Below are 15,610 nucleotides of genomic sequence, written 5' to 3' on the forward strand. Positions count from 1 at the left end.
GACCCACCTCTTTCCTCTCCACAGCGTTGGAGAGGATTTTTTTGCCCTCACCACCAGCCACGCCGCTTGAAGTAGAGCGCCAGCAGCCCGCCGATCAGCAGAAAGCTGCCCCAGGCCAGGGCATAGCCCAGCGGCCACTCCAGTTCCGGCATGACCCGGAAGTTCATGCCCCAGACGCCCGCCAGAAAGGTCAGCGGCAGAAAGATGACGCTGACGGCGGTCAGGGTCCGCATGACCTCGTTCATGCGCTGGTTCTGCAGGTTCAAGTGCAGGTCCAGCAGACTGGTCAAGAAGTCGCGCAGGCCGTCCAGACGGCTGCTGGCACGGTTGAAACTGTCCTGAGCGTCGCGGTAGCGCACCAGATCGGCAGGTGTCTCGCCCATATAGCGAGCCAGGGTGGCGGTGGCCTCACGGGCGTCGCCAGCGAGGCGGCGGCCCTGCGACAGCAGGTGCTTAACCTCGAAGATATCGGGCACCGGATTGTCGCGCCTGTCCCGAAACACCCGTTCCTCCAGCATATCGGTGCGTGCCTCCAGCGCGTCGGCCAGCGTGAAGAAGGTGTCGGCGGTGTGGTCCAGCAACTCGTAAATGACTTCGGCGGGCGAGTTGAGGTTCTCACGCCCCACCAGCGCCCAGACGTTGCGCAGCGCCTCGGTGCCGCTAGTGCTCAGGGACAGCGCCGCCTCTGGAAAGCCGAAGATGCTGATCCGCTCGGTGAAATCGTCCTCCTCGGCGGGGTGCGCGAAGGAACGCACGGTGATGAAGGCGTGTTCGGGGTACTGCTCGGCGCGGCTCCAGTGGCCATGTTCCAGCACGTCCTCCAGCGCGAAGTTATTGAGGGGAAAGGCGGCCTGCAAACGGGCCAGTTCGGCTGGGGTCACGTCCTGGGCATCCACCCAGACGCCCTTCGTCTGCCCGGTCCAGTCAAAGGACTCTCCGTTCGCAAGGTACTTGGCACGAATCATGGGGCTGATGCTACGCGGCGCACACACACAGAACATCCTCCAGACACGCTCTATCCTTTCACCCATGACGCCCGCACTGTGGTTCTCGTTGATGCTGGGGGGCGCGCTGGGCGCAGCCTGCCGTCAGGGAGCGGTGCTGGCCCTGGCCCCGCTGGTGGCGCGCACGGGTTTCCCCTACGCCGTGCTGATCGTGAATGTGCTGGGCTCCTTCCTGCTGGGTCTGACGCTGGCGCTGGCCGGACGCGGCATGGTGTCGGAAGCAGTGCGGGTGGCCTTCGGCACCGGCGTGCTGGGTGCCTTCACCACCTTTTCCACTTTCAGCACCGAGCTCGACGCCCTGTTGCTGCGCGGACAGGCGGTCTCTGCTGTGCTGTACGCCCTGGGCAGCGTGGGCCTGGGCCTGACGGCGGCGGTGGCCGGGCGGGTGCTGGGGACAAAGCTGTGAGGACGCCGCTGTGACACGCAAACGCAAAAAGACCGCGCCGACGCGTCCGCCAGAGCAGTTTCTGGAACTTTCGGAAGTACTGGCGTATATCGGGCAGGTCATCGCGCGGGGCATGCCGGGCGCCGTATGGGTCCGAGCGGAGGTGGCCTCGGTGACCGACCGCCGCCACCTGTACCTGGACCTGGTGCAGCTGGGCGAGGAAGGCGAGGTCGCCAAGTGCCGCGCCACCGTCTGGGCCCGCGAACGCTTCTCGCTGGAGGGCAAGTTCCGGCAGGCAACAGGCGGCACCCTGACGGCAGGCCTGAAGGTCCTGCTGTTCTGTCAGCCGGAGTTTCACCCGCAGTACGGCTTTTCCCTGAACGTGCTCGACCTCTCGCCCGAGTACACCTTGGGCGACGCGGCGCTGCGGCTGGACACGCTGCGCCAGACCCTGGTGCAGGAGGGCGTGTATGGCCTGAACCGGCTGCTGCCCCCACCCGCCGATTTCGCGCGGGTGGCCGTGATCTCGCCCACCGGGGCAGCGGGCCTGGGCGACTTTCGCCGCGAGACGGACGCGCTGGAGGACGCCGGAGTCATCGAGTTCCGGTATCTGGAGGCCACCTTTCAGGGGCGCGAGGCGTCCTCCAGCCTGCTGCGGGCGGCGCAGGCGGCACGCGAACTGCATGAGGAGGTCCCGCTGGACGCCCTAGTGGTCATCCGTGGTGGCGGGGCCGTCACCGATCTGGCATGGCTCAACGATCTGGCCTTCGCCCGCGCCCTGGCCACCTTCCCTGCCCCGGTCATCACCGGCCTGGGCCATGCCCGCGACGACACCCTGCCCGACGAGGTGGCCTGCGTCCGCACCGATACGCCCAGCAAAGCCGCCGGTCTGATCCTCCGCACGGTGGCCGGAGCGGCGGCGGCGGCGCAGGAGGACGCCCGCAGCATCCGCGCCGCCGCCGCGTCCCTGCTGGTGGAGGCCGATGCGGCGGCGTTGTGGGCACGTGGCCGTATCCTGAGCGCCGCCGACCGCCAGAGCGAGACGGCCCGCTCCAACGTGGACGCCCTAATGCGGCAGGCGCTGGGCCTGACCCCTGAACGCACCCTGGCCCGTGGCTACGCGCTGGTGCGGGATGAGGATGGCCAGCCCGTCACCCGCGCCGCTGGCGTGACGGCGGGGCAACGGCTGACGCTGGAATGGCAGGATGGGCGCGTGAACGCGGTGGCTCAGGACGCGCCGTCTACGTCAGGACCCTGAGCATGGCGATCTCGTTGCAGTTTTCGAAGAAGGCGCAACGCTGGCACTCGCTCCAGACCTTGGGATGCAGGTTGGTCTTGTCGATCCGCGTGAAGCCGCACTTCTCGAAGAAGACCTGCTGATACGTCCACGCGAACAGCGCCGGCAGATCGATCGCGCGTGCCTCCTGCTCGCAGGCCGCCACCAGTTGCTTGCCCAGCCCGCGCCCCTGCATGTGGGGGTGGATCGCCAGGCCACGCACCTCGGCCAGATCGGGGGCCAGCAGGTGCAATCCGCAGACGCCCGCCAGTCCACCCGGCTGCCCCTCATGTTCGGCGGCGAAGATCAGGTGGAAATCGCGGATGGTCTCGGCCAGCAGGGCGCGCGAACGCACCAGCATCTGCCCGCGCGCCGCCCAGTAGCCGATCAGTTCGTGAATCGCCTCAATGTCCGACAATCTGGCCTTGCGCCCACTCAGAGGGGCCTGCGGGTGGATGTCGGGAATGGCAATGGAGTCAAGAGAAAGGGTCATGCGCGCCTCCGGCGCGGGCTTGTGGCGCGTGGCCGGTGAATTGTGGACGGTGTTCTCCACACGGCCCACCGGCCACAGGGCGCAAGCCTCTTTACGCCTTGCTGGCCCCCCTGCTCAGATCGCGCATCCAGGTGGTCTGGCCTGGCCGCTCGCCGCCGGAGCGGTAGGCCTTGACCTGCGGGGCGTCGGGTACGTCGCCCATCACCAGGGCCATGGGCACCTGGGTAAAGCCGAAGGTGCTCCAGTCGCCGCCCTTGCTGAACATGTAGACCGCACGGTCCCCACGCCCCTGGGCGTACTCGATGGCGCTCATGATCAGCCGCCGTCCCAGCCCGCTGCCCCGCGCGTTCGGCATCACGGCTGCGCCGCGCAGCAGCGAGGCTCCATCGCCGTGCTCCAGGCCAATGGCGCCAATAGGCTGGCCGCCGCGCTCCATTACCCAGTACGTGGTGCCCGTCGCCATCGCCTCGTCGGTGTCCAACCCGGCGTCGTGAAACACGCGCACCACGGTCTCTTTGTCGCTGGCATTGGCCAGTCTGATCTGAACGTTCTGCTCGGTCATGGGATAGTCCTCCGGAAAAGGAAAGGCAAAGGAAACGGTATTCGCCGAGCGGTCCCGGCGCATAGGAATTGAGAACGTCGGAAGAATAGCGCACGCCCCGCGCTTGCGAATGGCCTCCCGCGTTCATGCCTGATCTCCCCGGTTCAATTCACGCTTCCATGCCTGCTCGTCGTGGATCCAGCCCTTGAGCACCCCACTCCTGACCTGCGGCGTGTCCGGCAGCGCGGCGCTGACCTCGTCCGCACCCACCGGCACGAAGTCGAAGCGGGCCCAGTAGTCCCCGGCCTCCTGGCTGAACAGGTACACGCCGCGGTCGCCGCGCAGGCTGGCGTGGGTCAGCGCCGAGAGCACCAGCGCGCGCCCCAGCCCCTGCGAGCGGGCCTGGGGCAAAACAGCCGTCGAGCGGATCAGCGACACGCCCTCGCCGTGCTCCAGACCGATACAGCCCCCTGGTACGCCGTTGAGGTCCGCGATCCAGTAGGTGCTACCCTCCGGCGTGACGCTGGCGGTGTGGAGCCCGCAGCCAGCGAGCAGCGCGAGGACAGTGGGAAAGTCTTCCGGCGTAGCCTGACGCAGCTTGACGTGCATTTCGGACAGGTTGGAATGGGTGGTGGATATCATGACAGGACCTCTGAGGCGGGAAGGGCAGGAGCGGCGGCCTCGTTCTCGGGTCGTCGCTCACTGGCCGCCACCGCCGCTTTCAGGAAATAACGCAGGCCCGCGCCCGCCGAGGCGTCGGTGTTCCAGCGCGGAATGACGTGCAGGTGAACGTGGGGAATGTGCGCCCCGCCTGCCGGAAAGACATTCCAGCCCACGGTGTAGCCGTCTGGTCTGACGGTGGCGTCCAGATGGGCGCGGACCTCGGCCAGCAGGGCGTGGACACCAGACACCTCGGCGGATGTCAGGTCAAAGACGCTCGCACAGGGACGCCGGGTGACGATGATGCCAGAGTGAAGCAGGCCCTCTGAATGCTGGGGCTGGAGCTGGCTGTAGACGCACAACTCGTTCTGGATCGTGGATCCGGCTCCGTTGAGCTGTCCAGAGTCATCCGGCAGCAGCGGATTCTCCTGCGGGTGTGCCAGCCAATGCGCCCACTCCGCCTGCCGCTTGCCCAGGAGGTTCTCGTCCAGCGTGACCGTCACGTCCATGGGTCAGTCCTCCGCAACCATGCCCAGCGCCAGCCTGGCGGCATCAATCGCCTCCCGCACCCGTTGGGGCGCGGTGCCTCCGTAACTCAGGCGGTTCTTGACGCTCTCTTCCACGGTCAATGAGGCCGCGACTTCAGCGTTCAGCAACGGGTGGGCCGCCCCCAGTTCCCCATCTGTCAGCTCCCACAATTGTCGCCCGCTGCGGGAGGCCAGCCCCACCAGCCCGCCCACCACCTCATGCGCCTCGCGGAAGGGGACACCCTGGCGGGCCAGGAAGTCGGCCACATCGGTGGCGGTACTGTAGCCGCGCGCCGCCGCCTTGCGGGTCTTTTCGGCATGCCACTCGCACTTCGGCATCATGTCGGCATACAGACGCAACACGATACTCAGGGTGTCGTAGCTGTCGAACACGCCCTCCTTGTCCTCCTGCAAGTCCTTGTTGTAGGCCAGGGGGGTGCCCTTGACCACCGTCAGCAGGCCCATCAGGTTGCCGAAAACGCGCCCCGCCTTGCCCCGCGCCAGCTCGGACACGTCGGGATTCTTCTTCTGCGGCATGATGCTGCTGCCGGTGGTGTGCGAATCGGGCAGGGTCAGAAAGCCGAACTCGAAGGTGGAGTACACGATCAGTTCCTCGCTCAGGCGCGAGAGGTGGGCCGACAGGATCGCGCAGGCGCTCAGAAATTCCAGCGCGAAGTCACGGCTGCCCACGCCGTCCAGGGAATTGGCGGTGGGACGGGCAAACCCCAGCGCCGTGGCCACCGTGTGACGGTCGATCGGCCACGGCGTCCCAGCCAGCGCCGAGCTGCCCAGCGGCGACTCGTCCATGCGGGCGGCGGCATCCAGAAAACGGCCCTCGTCCCGCTCCAGCATGGCGACGTAGGCCATGAACCAGTGCGCCAGCAAGATGGGCTGCGCGACCTGAAGGTGCGTGTAGCCAGGCAGAATCACGCCTGCCTCCAGCGCCCGCTCGGCCTCCAAGACCATCACGGCGCGCAGGGCTCGCGTCTGGGCCGCGAGATCGAGTGCGGCCTCCTTGGTAAAGAGGCGGAAGTCGACTGCCACCTGATCATTGCGGCTGCGGGCGGTGTGCAGCTTGCCCGCCACAGGGCCGATGCGGTCTCGGAGCGCCGCCTCAATGTTCATGTGCACGTCTTCACGGTCCAGACGCCACTCGAAATTCCCCGCACGGATGTCATCCAGCACGGCGTTCAGGCCGTCCGTGATCTGCGCAACTTCCTCGTCGGCCAGGATGCCTACCTGTCCCAGCATGGCGACGTGCGCCAACGAGCCCCGAATGTCCTGCTCGTACAGGCGCTGATCGAAGGAGACGGAGGCGTTGAACAGTTCCACGAGGCTGTCGGTGGCCGAAGCGAAACGGCCTCCCCAGAGTTTCTTATCCTTGGTGTTGGTCATCTGGTTTCTCCCAGTCTCAAGAAATGCTGCCGACATACAGGCGCACCAGGGCCAGAAACGCCACGAAGCCCAGCACGGCGCCGCTCGCGCCGATCAGAATGTATTTTCCTGCGCTGGGGCCGGCCGCCGCTGCCCGTTTACACGCCTCGTCGGCCACTGCGGGGCCGAAGGAGCGGACATCGGCCACCAGCACGGCGACCCCGGTGCAATCGGGAAAGGTCACGTAAACGTCGGCGGGCGTCTGGGCGTTCAGCTCCGCCAGCGCAATAGTGTGGGCCGAGATGAACGCTTCGCCGCGTACAGTCTGCAGCGGCTGACCGCCGGGGCTGGTCATGGAGGGTGCGCACGAGGCCAGCGAGCATCCGAGGGCGAGCACGGAAAGGGCAAGACGGACACGGTTCATGACAGACCTTCTTTGATGGCTTTGACCAGAACCAGCGGCGCCGGACTTCCCAGACTGGCAAACGCATATCGCTCGTCGCTTTGCCTATATCCCAGCCGCTCGTAGAACGGCACGACGTCCAGATTGAATTGCGAGACCGCCAGCAGCACGCGACCGAATCCGTGCTGGGCGGCCCGGCCCTCCACCGCCCGCACCAGCGCAGCGCCGAGGCCCTGGCCCCTGGACTGGGGCAGGATGGCAAGGCGACTGAGCGTCAACGTCTCTGGGCCGTCCGGGCGAAAGCCGACGCAACCGATCACCTCTTCCCTATCCACGGCCACAAAGCCGCCTGCGGCGAGGGCGAACAGCGATTCCTCCAGGTCCTTCAGCGTCGTGCGGTTCCAGCTGGAGCGGGCGTCCATGCCCGCCGCCATCATCACGGCGTGGAAGGCGGGCAGGTCAGTGGACTTGGCCGGCCGGATCACGGAGCTTCCAGCGTCAGGCGCATCTCGTTGGTGGGCATGAAACCCAACCTTTCGTAGGTGGGCCGCCCGGCATCGGAGGCGTGCAGGCTGACCTGCTCTACCCCGCGTGCCCGGCATTCGGCCAGCAGAACCCGCATCAACTGCCGTGCCAGGCCCTGCCCCCGCTGAGATGGGGCCACGTAGACGTTCAGGATGTAGGCCCGCAGAGGGGTCACGGTGCGTGGGCTGGGCGGCAGCGTCTGCCAGAGCACGCCCGCCCCGGCCACGACGTTCTCCCCTTCCTGAATCAGGACTCCGGAATACGAGCCGTCGGCCAGAGCGCTGCGAAGCCATACCAGGCCGGGAACCGAACTCGCCTGGACCCGCGCCACGTCGCTGCCCATATCGGTGAACATGGCGTCACGCTGGGCCTGGATGGCTTCGGCGTCGGCGGGGCCAGCGGGGCGCAGGGTCAGGCCAAGGGGAAGGGTCACGCTCAGACCTTCGCCGCTTCCCTGGGCTCAGCGTTCTGCTCAGCCCTGTCCTTGACCCGTGCCTGGACACGCATCCGCAGGGCATTGAGCTTGATGAACGCCCCAGCGTCGTGCTGGTTGTAATCGCCGCCCGCCTCGAAGGACACCAGATCCTTGTCGTACAGGCTCTGCGGCGCTTTGCGGCCCACCACGTCGCAGTTGCCCTTGTACAGCTTCAACCGGGCCGTGCCTGTGACGGACTGCGCGACGTGGTCGATGTAGACCTGCAACGCCTCACGCTCGGGAGCAAACCAGAAGCCGTTGTAGACCAGTTCGGCGTATTTGACGCCCAGAGCGTCGCGCTGGTGCAGGACCTCGCGGTCCAGGGTCAGGCTTTCCACGGCGCGGCGGGCGTGGTACAACAACGTGCCACCCGGGGTCTCGTACACGCCACGTGATTTCATACCCACGAAGCGGTTCTCCACCAGATCAATGCGTCCGATACCGTGCTGACCGCCGATCTCGTTGGCCTTCTGCAGCAGTTCAGCGGGCGAGAACGACTGGCCGTCAATACTGACCGGATCGCCGTTCACGAACTCGACTTCCACGTACTGCGCCTCGTTGGGGGCGTCCTCGGGAGAAACCGTCAGCTTGAACATGTGTGCGGGCGGCTCGGCCCAGGGGTCTTCCAGAATGCCGCCCTCGTAGGAGATGTGCAGCATGTTGGCGTCGGTGCTCCAGGGGTCTTTCTTGGTGGTGGGTACCGGAATGCCGTGCTCGTGGGCAAAAGCCTCCAGATCGGCGCGGCCCTGGAAGTCCCAGTCACGCCAGGGGGCCACCGTCACGATGTCGGGATTGAGGGCGTAGGCGGTCATCTCGAAGCGCACCTGATCGTTGCCCTTCCCGGTCGCGCCGTGCGACACGGCCACCGCGCCCTCGCTCGCGGCAATCTCCACCATCTTCTTAGCAATCAGCGGACGCGCGATGGAGGTGCCCAGCAGGTAGTAACCCTCGTACAGCGCGGAGGAGCGGAACATCGGGAACACGTAGTCGCGCACGAACTCCTCGCGCAGATCGAGGGCGTAGGCGGCCACCGCGCCGGTATTCAGCGCCTTGACACGGGCCTCTTCCACCTCGTCGCCTTGACCCAGATCCGCCGTGAAACACACCACGTCGTAATTGCGCTCGGTCTGCAACCACTTGAGGATGATGCTGGTGTCCAGGCCGCCGCTGTAGGCAAGGACGATCTTGTCGCGGCTGCTGGTGTCGGTTGTGTGGGGGTCTGTCATGGGCTGATTGTCTCCTAGAAAGGTCAGGCAACGCAAAATTCCGGCGCGTGAAAACGCCGCCTATACCCGGAATTCGGGTCAGGCGGTGTCTTTAGCGTCGGGAATTCGAGTTCGGCATTGAGTGTATTGTTATGCGCTAAAGCGCATAGCTATGCATAATCTAGCAGACGAGCAGTAGTGGGTCAAGCTGTTCCAGAGCGCCGAAATGCAGTGATTGGAGCGCCGTCAGAATCTGACGGTACTCCAATTTTTCAGGTCATTGACTGCAAAGGAGACGCCGCAGTCCATACCACAGCGTCTCCTCTACTTAATTTCCATTTCGAAAGAATGACTATTAATGCAGTGAACGCTGCCCTGGGCCGATCGCTCGCGTCCGCATCCAGGATTTGACGCCGCTGGCAGCGGGGGTGTCGTGAACTACAGCTGTCAGAATGCCTGTGCCGAAAGGGCAAACCACCAGCACCCGGTCCCCGAACTCAATCTGCACAGCCTGCATGGGTAGGGTGCCGCCCAGATGGGTGCTGAGTGAGGCCGAGGTGCTGGACAGAAAGCCCAGATAGGCGCCGAGCTGGGCGGGCAGCTGCGCCGAACCCGCGATCAGCTCGCCCTGCTCACCGAACACGCACGACGACAGCACGCCGGGCAGCAGATTGATCCCGCTCACGTATGCCTGCGCCTCCTGGAAGGTCAGTTCCGGGGGCTGCAGGACCGGGGTACTGGGCATCAGATCGTTCGGGCCAGTCTCAGGCACGTCATTGTGGGCGTCTTCCAGCCCGCCGCTGAGCCAGCCCCGCAGAGACGCCAGCAGTTCCTCGGAGCGCAGCGGCTTACGCATGACGTCCAGCACGCCCAGTTCGCGCGCCTGAAGCCGCAGATTCTCCTCCACAACGCCGCTCATCAGGACCACGGCCAGTTGCGGATGGCCCTCGCGCAACTGGCGCGCCAGTTCCAGCCCGTTCATCCCCGGCATCTGCACGTCGCTGAGCACCAGCGCGGTGTCGGGCGTCAGCACTTCTAGCGCGGCGCGGGCGCTGCTCGCCATCTGCACGCTGACATGTGGGGAGAGCAGACGGTGCATGGACAGCAGAACACCAGGACTGTCGTCCACGATCAGCACCGAAGGGTGGGGCGAAGAGGCCGTCATAGTGCCCAGAGCCTAAGCAGGGGGCTGTATCGCACGCCTTACGGCATTCCCCTCTAAAGATGAGAATTTCACAAGGATTTATTAAGGTGCGGACTTCTTCATGAAATCCATTCAGGGCGTGGCCGCCCCTCCCGGCTCTTGCCTGTACCAAGCACTGCCCGCCTCCGCAGGTCCTTCAAAGCCACATTTGCGCCAGCTTCAGGGGCGGGCGTCTGGATCCGGCTGGGCACTGCCTGTGTCCTGTCCCTCGGCGAGCGGGGGCACCGGCGAGGGCCGACCCTCCTCGTCCACGGAGACAAACACGAACGTCCCAGTGGTGGCCAGTTCCTGTTCTCCGGTCGTCATGGTCTCGCGGTACACATCCACCCGCACGGTCATGCTGCTGCGCCCTACCCGCACCACCTGCGCGTCCAGGGCCACCGCGTCCCCCACCCGGATCGGCACGCGGAAGTCCACGCCGTCCATGCGGGCCGTGACCACGTTGCCGCCGCCGTGACGGACCGCCGCGACGCTGGCGGCCTTGTCCATGAGAGACAGAACCCAGCCGCCGAAGGCCGTGCCCAGGTAATTGGTGTCCTTGGGAAAGACCAGTTCCAGCATGCGGGCGCGGCTGCGGGGGGCTGGGGTGACGGCAGGTGGGGCGGCAAGCGGATCAGTCATCGGCCAGAAGTGTAGTGCGTGCCTGACCCGGCCCAGACCTTTCACCCGCGAACTTCATCAATTGGGGGCCGAGCATTTGACACCCCCGCCTGCCCATGACAGCATGTGAGCACGCACAACTTGTACTGCGTTCAGCGCACCAGAGGCACGGCTCAGTCCCGGCCCACGCGACTGGATCACGGAGGTTCATCCATGAAGACCAGACTTCTGTTCCCTGCCCTCGTTCTGGCCCTCGCCGGGTCCGCCTACGCCGATAAGGTGGTCAATATCGGCTACTCCGGCCCCCTCTCGGGAGGCGCGGCCTTCTACGGCAAGGATGTCCAGAGTGGCATCGAGATGGGCATCAACGACATCAATAAGGCGGGCGGCGTGACCGTGAACGGCGAGAAGGTCACCTTCAAGCTCGTCAGCCTGGATGACCGGTACCTGCCCAACGAGACGGCCACCAACGTCAAGCGCCTGACCTCGCAGGGCATCGACATCGTCTTCGTGCCGCATGCCGGGGGCATCCTGACCGTGCAGCCGATGACCACCCGCGATCCCGAGTTCCTGCTGGTGGCCTACTCCAGCGAGCCCAAGATTCTGGAGGCCAAGAACCCGCTGACCTTCATGCTGCCGCCGCGCTACGACAACTACCTGCAGCCCTTCGTGAGCACACAGATGAAGGCCTTCGGCAAGAAGCTGGGCATGGTCGGCACCACCAGCGCCTACGGCAAGCAGTGGGCCGAGGCCGTGACCGGCGAATGGAAGAAGCAGGGGGGCACCGTGGGCGCGGACAACGGCGTGGACTACGGCACCACCGTGGACTACAGCGCCGCCGTGACCAAGGCGCTGTCGGAGAAGCCCGACGTGCTGTTCATCGGCGGCCCCAGCCAGCCCACCGCGCTGGTGGTCAAGGCGGCCCGCGAACAGGGTTTTAAGGGCGGCTTTATCGTGATGGATCAGGCGAAGTTCGAGCAGATGGATCAGGTGGTGCCGGTGTCGTACCTGAACGGCTCGGTGGGGGTGCTGCCCACCAAGGAGTTCGCCGGGACCCAGCTCTTCGTGAACCAGTATCAGCGGGCCTACAAAAAGATCCCCACCAGCGAAGCGGCCCTGAACTACATGGGCATCAACGTGATCGCCAAGGCGATGGAATTGGCCGGGACCACCGATGATCCGACCAAGATCAAGGCCAAGCTGGACGCCGCCGCCAAAGCGCTGCCCCAGAACAGGACCGTCTTCAAGATGCTGGGCGTGACCCCGGACGGACACGCCGATGCCGAATTCCTCATCGCCAGCGTCAAGGACGGTAAATACACCAAGCTGCGCGTCGGCAAGGTCTTCAAGTAAGGCGGGTGGGACGACGCCTCAGGGTCTGCCTGAGTGCCCCGTCCCGCTGCCCGCGCCCCGACGCATCTTTGCGGGGCGCGTTTTGATTGCTGGAAGCCGGAGTGTGGAGACGGTCCCGCCGATAAGCGGCCCCACCTTCCAGTTTCAGTCCTTTCAGTCCCATCGCTCAGGTCACCTCTTCTGACCAAGACCGCCCCGCTCACCCCTTCCGGAGGACTTGCCCCTTGACCACTTTTTTGCAACAACTCTTCAATGCGCTGGCGCTGGGCGGGGTCTACGCCCTGGTGGCGCTGGGCCTGACCCTGGTCTACGGCGTGATGCGCGTGCCGAACTTTGCGCACGGCGGCTTGTATATGCTGGGCGCGTACCTGACCTACGCCTCGCTGACGGCGCTGGGCATCGGCTATGTGCCGTCGCTGATCGTGGCCGCCATCGGGGTGGCGCTGCTGGCCGCCCTGATGGAACGGGTGATCTTCTATCCGCTGAGAAACGCGCCGCATGTGTCGCCCATGATCGCCGCGATTGGCGTGCTGTTCTTCCTGGAGGCCGCCGTGCAACTGATCTGGGGGCCGGACTTCAAGCAGATTGCCGAACCCGTGAGCGGCATCGTGAATCTGGGCGGCGTAATCATTACGTGGCAACGCCTGATCGTGATCATCGCCAGCGTGATCGTCATGGTGGGCCTGAATTTTTTCCTGAAACGCACCCTGACCGGCGCGACCATCGAGGCCATGTCACAGAACCGTGAGGGCGCGCGGCTGGTGGGCATCAACACCAACCGGGTGGGCGCGATGACCTTCGCCATCTCCGGGGCGCTGGCCGCCGTCGCCGCGGCGCTGATCGCCCCCATCAATGCGGTGGCCCCCAGCATGGGCGAGGTCATGAACCTCAAGGTGTTCGCCATCATCATCCTGGGCGGCATGGGCAGTGTGCCGGGGGCCATTGTGGGCGCTTTCCTGCTGTCCTTCTCGGAAGTGTTCGGCGGGTACTACATCAACCTGGACTTTGCCGATGTGATCGGCTTCGCCATGCTGGTGCTGGTGCTGGCGCTCCGGCCCCAGGGGCTGTTCAAGAGGGGCGTATGACAGGGCGACTGCCAGGTGGAGTGTGGGGGTGGGTAGCCGTGTTCGTCCTGGCCGCACTGGTTCCCCTGTTCAGGCCGTCAGGCTACGTGCTGGATATCGGCGTGAACATCATGATCTACGCGATTCTGGCCTATGGCCTGAACGTGCTGCTGGGCTACACCGGGCAGTTGCCGCTGGCGCACGCCGGATTCTTCGGGATCGGCGCGTACGCCACCGGCATTCTGACCCTCAAGGCCGGCTGGAGCTTCTGGCTGGCGTGGCCGGCGGCGGTCGTGATCACCGCGCTGGCCGGACTGCTGCTGGGACTGGTGGCCTTCCGCACCAAGGGGGACACTTTCGCCATCTTTACCCTGGGCGTGGGCGTGATCATCATGCTGGTCATCAACAAATGGGACTCGCTGACCGGCGGCAACGACGGCCTGAACGGCATTCTTCCTCCCGCCGGCCTGGAAGCCCTGTCCAGAAGCGTGGGCCTGAAACTCTCGGGGGGTTTCTACTATCTGGCGCTGATCAGTCTGGCACTGACGGTGCTCGCGGTGGCCCGTGCCCGGGGCAGCGTCTTCGGGCGCTCCCTGATCGCCATTCGCGGCGGCGACGATCTGGCGCGCAGCGCGGGCATCGACGTCTACTCGCACAAGTTGAGGGCCATGATGCTGTCCACTGCCATCGCGGGCTTCGCGGGCGGTCTGTACGCCACCTACGTGGGCTTCCTGGGCTCAGCGGCCACTGGCCCGGTCCAGACCTTCACCATCCTGCTGTACCTGCTGGTGGGCGGGCTGGGCACCCTGGCAGGGCCGCTGCTGGGGCCAGCGCTGCTATACACGCTGGCGCAGAACCTGAAAGGGTTGCAGGACTACCAGTACATCGTCTTCGGGCCGCTGCTGGTGCTGCTGATCATGTTCGCGCCGCAGGGTCTGGTGGGGCTGTGGAGTCGCCTGACGGCCCGGCGCACGCCGCCACCCGCCGCACCACCCACCCAGAAGGAGGCCAGCCGTGCTGGAAGTTAAGGGGCTGGGCATCCGCTTCGGGGGCAACCACGCCGTTCAGGACGTGACCGCCAGCATTGAAGCCGGGAAGATCACCGCCATCATCGGGCCGAACGGAGCGGGCAAGAGCACTTTCTTCAACCTGATTTCAGGCTTCTACCAGCCGACTTCGGGCAGCATTCACTTTCTGGGCCAGGACATCACCCGCCTGGCCACGCACGACGTGGTGGCGCGCGGCATTGCCCGCACGTTCCAGACCACCACCATCTACCGGGAACTCAGCGTGCTGGACAACGCCATGATCGGCCACCGCGTCCGCACCCGCGCCGGGCTGTGGGACGCCCTGCTGCGCACCGGACGCGAGAGGCGCGACGAGCAGGAAAGCCGCGCGGGGGGAATGGCAGCGCTGGAACGCGTGGGGCTGGCCGCGCAGGCGGGGCTCCCCGCCGGAGCGCTGACGCAGGAGGGCCAGAAACGTGTCGGAATTGCGATGGCGCTGTCCAGTGATCCCAAACTGCTGCTGCTGGACGAGCCCGCCGCCGGCATGAACCCCGAGGAGACCGTCAATCTGATGGGCCTGATCCGCGAACTGGTGGGGGGTGGCCTGAGCGTGGCCCTGGTAGAGCACAAGATGAGCCTGGTGATGGGGCTGGCCGACGAGATCCTGGTGATGCATCACGGCCAGAAAATCGCCGAGGGCACGCCCGCGCAGGTCAGCCGTAACCCCGCCGTGATCGAGGCGTACCTGGGCAGCCACGCCCACGGCGGCCAGATGGGTCAAGCCGGGGCCGGGGAGGCGTCCCATGCTTGAGGTCCGGGATCTGAGCGTCAATTACGGCCATTTCACTGCGCTGCACAGCGTCTCCCTGAACGTCAATCCCGGCGAGATCGTGGTGATGCTGGGGGCCAACGGGGCGGGCAAGAGCACGCTGTTCCGCACGCTGTCGGGCCTGCAACGGGCCAGCGGCGGCACGGCCAAGTGGAACGGCACGCCACTGACCGGGGGCAAACCCGAATACAACGTGGCGCACGGCGTCGCGCAGTGCCCCGAAGGCCGTCTGCTGTTCCCCGAACTGAGTGTGGAGAAGAATCTGCGGCTGGGCGCGTTCGTCCACCGCAAGGACACGGCGGGCACGAACCGCGAGTTGGAGCGCGTCTATACCCTGTTTCCTGATCTGGTACAGAAACGCCATGCCCCCGCCGGAAGCCTGTCGGGCGGGCAGCAGCAGATGGTGGCGATTGCCCGTTCGCTGATGGCCCGTCCCTCCCTGCTGCTGCTGGACGAACCCAGCCTCGGCCTGGCGCCACTGGTGGTGGAACAGGTGTTCGCCGCCGTGCAGCGCGTCAACGAGGCCGGGGTCAGCGTACTGCTGGCCGAGCAGAACGCCTTTGCCGCCTTAGGCATCGCGCACCGGGGCTACGTGATGGAAAGCGGCGTGCTGACCCTGCAGGGCACCCAGCAGGAACTGATGACCGATGACCGGGTCAGGAGCGCTTACCTGGGGGTCTAAAGG

Annotated in this window: 19 protein-coding genes; 7 read left to right on the forward strand and 12 right to left on the reverse strand. The window is 65.8% G+C overall.

Translation table 11 applies throughout. The features are described from left to right. Positions 1-47: 47 nt before the first annotated feature. Complete coding sequence (locus HNQ08_RS20615; protein WP_184136369.1) at positions 48-965, reverse strand: magnesium transporter CorA family protein; 918 nt, start codon at positions 963-965, stop codon at positions 48-50. Between the two features lie 64 nt (positions 966-1,029). Here HNQ08_RS20615 and crcB point away from each other — a divergent pair, with 64 nt between their 5' ends. Both crcB and xseA read left to right on the forward strand, forming a co-directional pair. Beyond that, positions 1,030-1,410 carry a fluoride efflux transporter CrcB gene (gene crcB / locus HNQ08_RS20620; RefSeq protein ID WP_184136371.1) on the forward strand — a complete coding sequence of 127 codons (381 nt, stop codon included), beginning with the start codon at positions 1,030-1,032 and terminating at the stop codon, positions 1,408-1,410. A gap of 10 nt (positions 1,411-1,420) precedes the next feature. Next, the gene (xseA, locus tag HNQ08_RS20625; RefSeq protein ID WP_184136373.1) at positions 1,421-2,647 is read left to right on the forward strand and encodes an exodeoxyribonuclease VII large subunit; all 1,227 of its coding nucleotides are present in this window, start codon (positions 1,421-1,423) and stop codon (positions 2,645-2,647) included. On the opposite strand, the gene HNQ08_RS20630 is transcribed toward xseA, so the two are convergent. The 11 genes from HNQ08_RS20630 to HNQ08_RS20680 form a co-directional block, all read right to left on the reverse strand. After that, complete coding sequence (locus tag HNQ08_RS20630) at positions 2,631-3,158, reverse strand: N-acetyltransferase (RefSeq protein WP_184136375.1); 528 nt, start codon at positions 3,156-3,158, stop codon at positions 2,631-2,633. The two genes, xseA and HNQ08_RS20630, sit on opposite strands and share 17 nt — an antisense overlap. A 91-nt stretch (positions 3,159-3,249) precedes the next feature. Then, positions 3,250-3,720: a GNAT family N-acetyltransferase gene (locus HNQ08_RS20635; protein WP_184136377.1), complete on the reverse strand. Its 471-nt coding sequence runs from the start codon at positions 3,718-3,720 to the stop codon at positions 3,250-3,252. Between the two features lie 123 nt (positions 3,721-3,843). After that, positions 3,844-4,341 carry a GNAT family N-acetyltransferase gene (locus HNQ08_RS20640; RefSeq protein WP_184136379.1) on the reverse strand — a complete coding sequence of 166 codons (498 nt, stop codon included), beginning with the start codon at positions 4,339-4,341 and terminating at the stop codon, positions 3,844-3,846. After that, complete coding sequence (locus HNQ08_RS20645) at positions 4,338-4,868, reverse strand: HIT family protein (protein ID WP_184136381.1); 531 nt, start codon at positions 4,866-4,868, stop codon at positions 4,338-4,340. Before HNQ08_RS20645 ends, HNQ08_RS20640 begins: the two co-directional genes overlap by 4 nt. Before the next feature lie 3 nt (positions 4,869-4,871). Further along, positions 4,872-6,281: an argininosuccinate lyase gene (gene argH, locus HNQ08_RS20650; RefSeq protein WP_184136383.1), complete on the reverse strand. Its 1,410-nt coding sequence runs from the start codon at positions 6,279-6,281 to the stop codon at positions 4,872-4,874. A gap of 16 nt (positions 6,282-6,297) precedes the next feature. Then, on the reverse strand, positions 6,298-6,684 hold the full coding sequence (locus tag HNQ08_RS20655) for a hypothetical protein (protein ID WP_184136385.1): 387 nt from the start codon (positions 6,682-6,684) through the stop codon (positions 6,298-6,300). Further along, positions 6,681-7,148 (reverse strand): GNAT family N-acetyltransferase, encoded by a 468-nt coding sequence (locus tag HNQ08_RS20660; RefSeq protein WP_184136503.1) that lies wholly within the window; start codon positions 7,146-7,148, stop codon positions 6,681-6,683. Before HNQ08_RS20660 ends, HNQ08_RS20655 begins: the two co-directional genes overlap by 4 nt. Next, entirely contained in the window at positions 7,145-7,621 is a 477-nt protein-coding gene (locus tag HNQ08_RS20665; protein ID WP_184136387.1) for a GNAT family N-acetyltransferase, read from the reverse strand. The genes HNQ08_RS20660 and HNQ08_RS20665 overlap by 4 nt, the downstream gene beginning before the upstream one ends. A gap of 2 nt (positions 7,622-7,623) precedes the next feature. Beyond that, the gene (locus HNQ08_RS20670; protein ID WP_184136389.1) at positions 7,624-8,889 is read right to left on the reverse strand and encodes an argininosuccinate synthase; all 1,266 of its coding nucleotides are present in this window, start codon (positions 8,887-8,889) and stop codon (positions 7,624-7,626) included. Positions 8,890-9,223: 334 nt separating this feature from the next. Further along, entirely contained in the window at positions 9,224-10,033 is an 810-nt protein-coding gene (locus HNQ08_RS20675; RefSeq protein ID WP_184136391.1) for a response regulator, read from the reverse strand. Positions 10,034-10,231: 198 nt separating this feature from the next. Next, positions 10,232-10,693: an acyl-CoA thioesterase gene (locus HNQ08_RS20680; protein ID WP_184136393.1), complete on the reverse strand. Its 462-nt coding sequence runs from the start codon at positions 10,691-10,693 to the stop codon at positions 10,232-10,234. A 192-nt stretch (positions 10,694-10,885) separates the two neighbouring features. Between HNQ08_RS20680 and HNQ08_RS20685 the strand changes: the two genes are divergently transcribed. The 5 genes from HNQ08_RS20685 (at position 10,886) to HNQ08_RS20705 (ending at position 15,607) form a co-directional block, all read left to right on the forward strand. Then, on the forward strand, positions 10,886-12,025 hold the full coding sequence (locus HNQ08_RS20685; RefSeq protein WP_184136395.1) for an ABC transporter substrate-binding protein: 1,140 nt from the start codon (positions 10,886-10,888) through the stop codon (positions 12,023-12,025). A gap of 224 nt (positions 12,026-12,249) precedes the next feature. Further along, positions 12,250-13,110, forward strand: a complete 861-nt coding sequence (locus HNQ08_RS20690; protein ID WP_184136397.1) for a branched-chain amino acid ABC transporter permease — start codon at positions 12,250-12,252, stop codon at positions 13,108-13,110. Next, positions 13,107-14,117 (forward strand): branched-chain amino acid ABC transporter permease, encoded by a 1,011-nt coding sequence (locus tag HNQ08_RS20695; RefSeq protein WP_184136399.1) that lies wholly within the window; start codon positions 13,107-13,109, stop codon positions 14,115-14,117. The genes HNQ08_RS20690 and HNQ08_RS20695 overlap by 4 nt, the downstream gene beginning before the upstream one ends. Further along, entirely contained in the window at positions 14,104-14,907 is an 804-nt protein-coding gene (locus HNQ08_RS20700) for an ABC transporter ATP-binding protein (protein ID WP_184136401.1), read from the forward strand. The genes HNQ08_RS20695 and HNQ08_RS20700 overlap by 14 nt, the downstream gene beginning before the upstream one ends. Continuing rightward, complete coding sequence (locus tag HNQ08_RS20705; RefSeq protein WP_184136403.1) at positions 14,900-15,607, forward strand: ABC transporter ATP-binding protein; 708 nt, start codon at positions 14,900-14,902, stop codon at positions 15,605-15,607. The genes HNQ08_RS20700 and HNQ08_RS20705 overlap by 8 nt, the downstream gene beginning before the upstream one ends. Positions 15,608-15,610 lie beyond the last annotated feature (3 nt).

It is taken from the genome of Deinococcus humi, assembly GCF_014201875.1.
Classification (GTDB): Bacteria; Deinococcota; Deinococci; order Deinococcales; family Deinococcaceae; genus Deinococcus; species Deinococcus humi.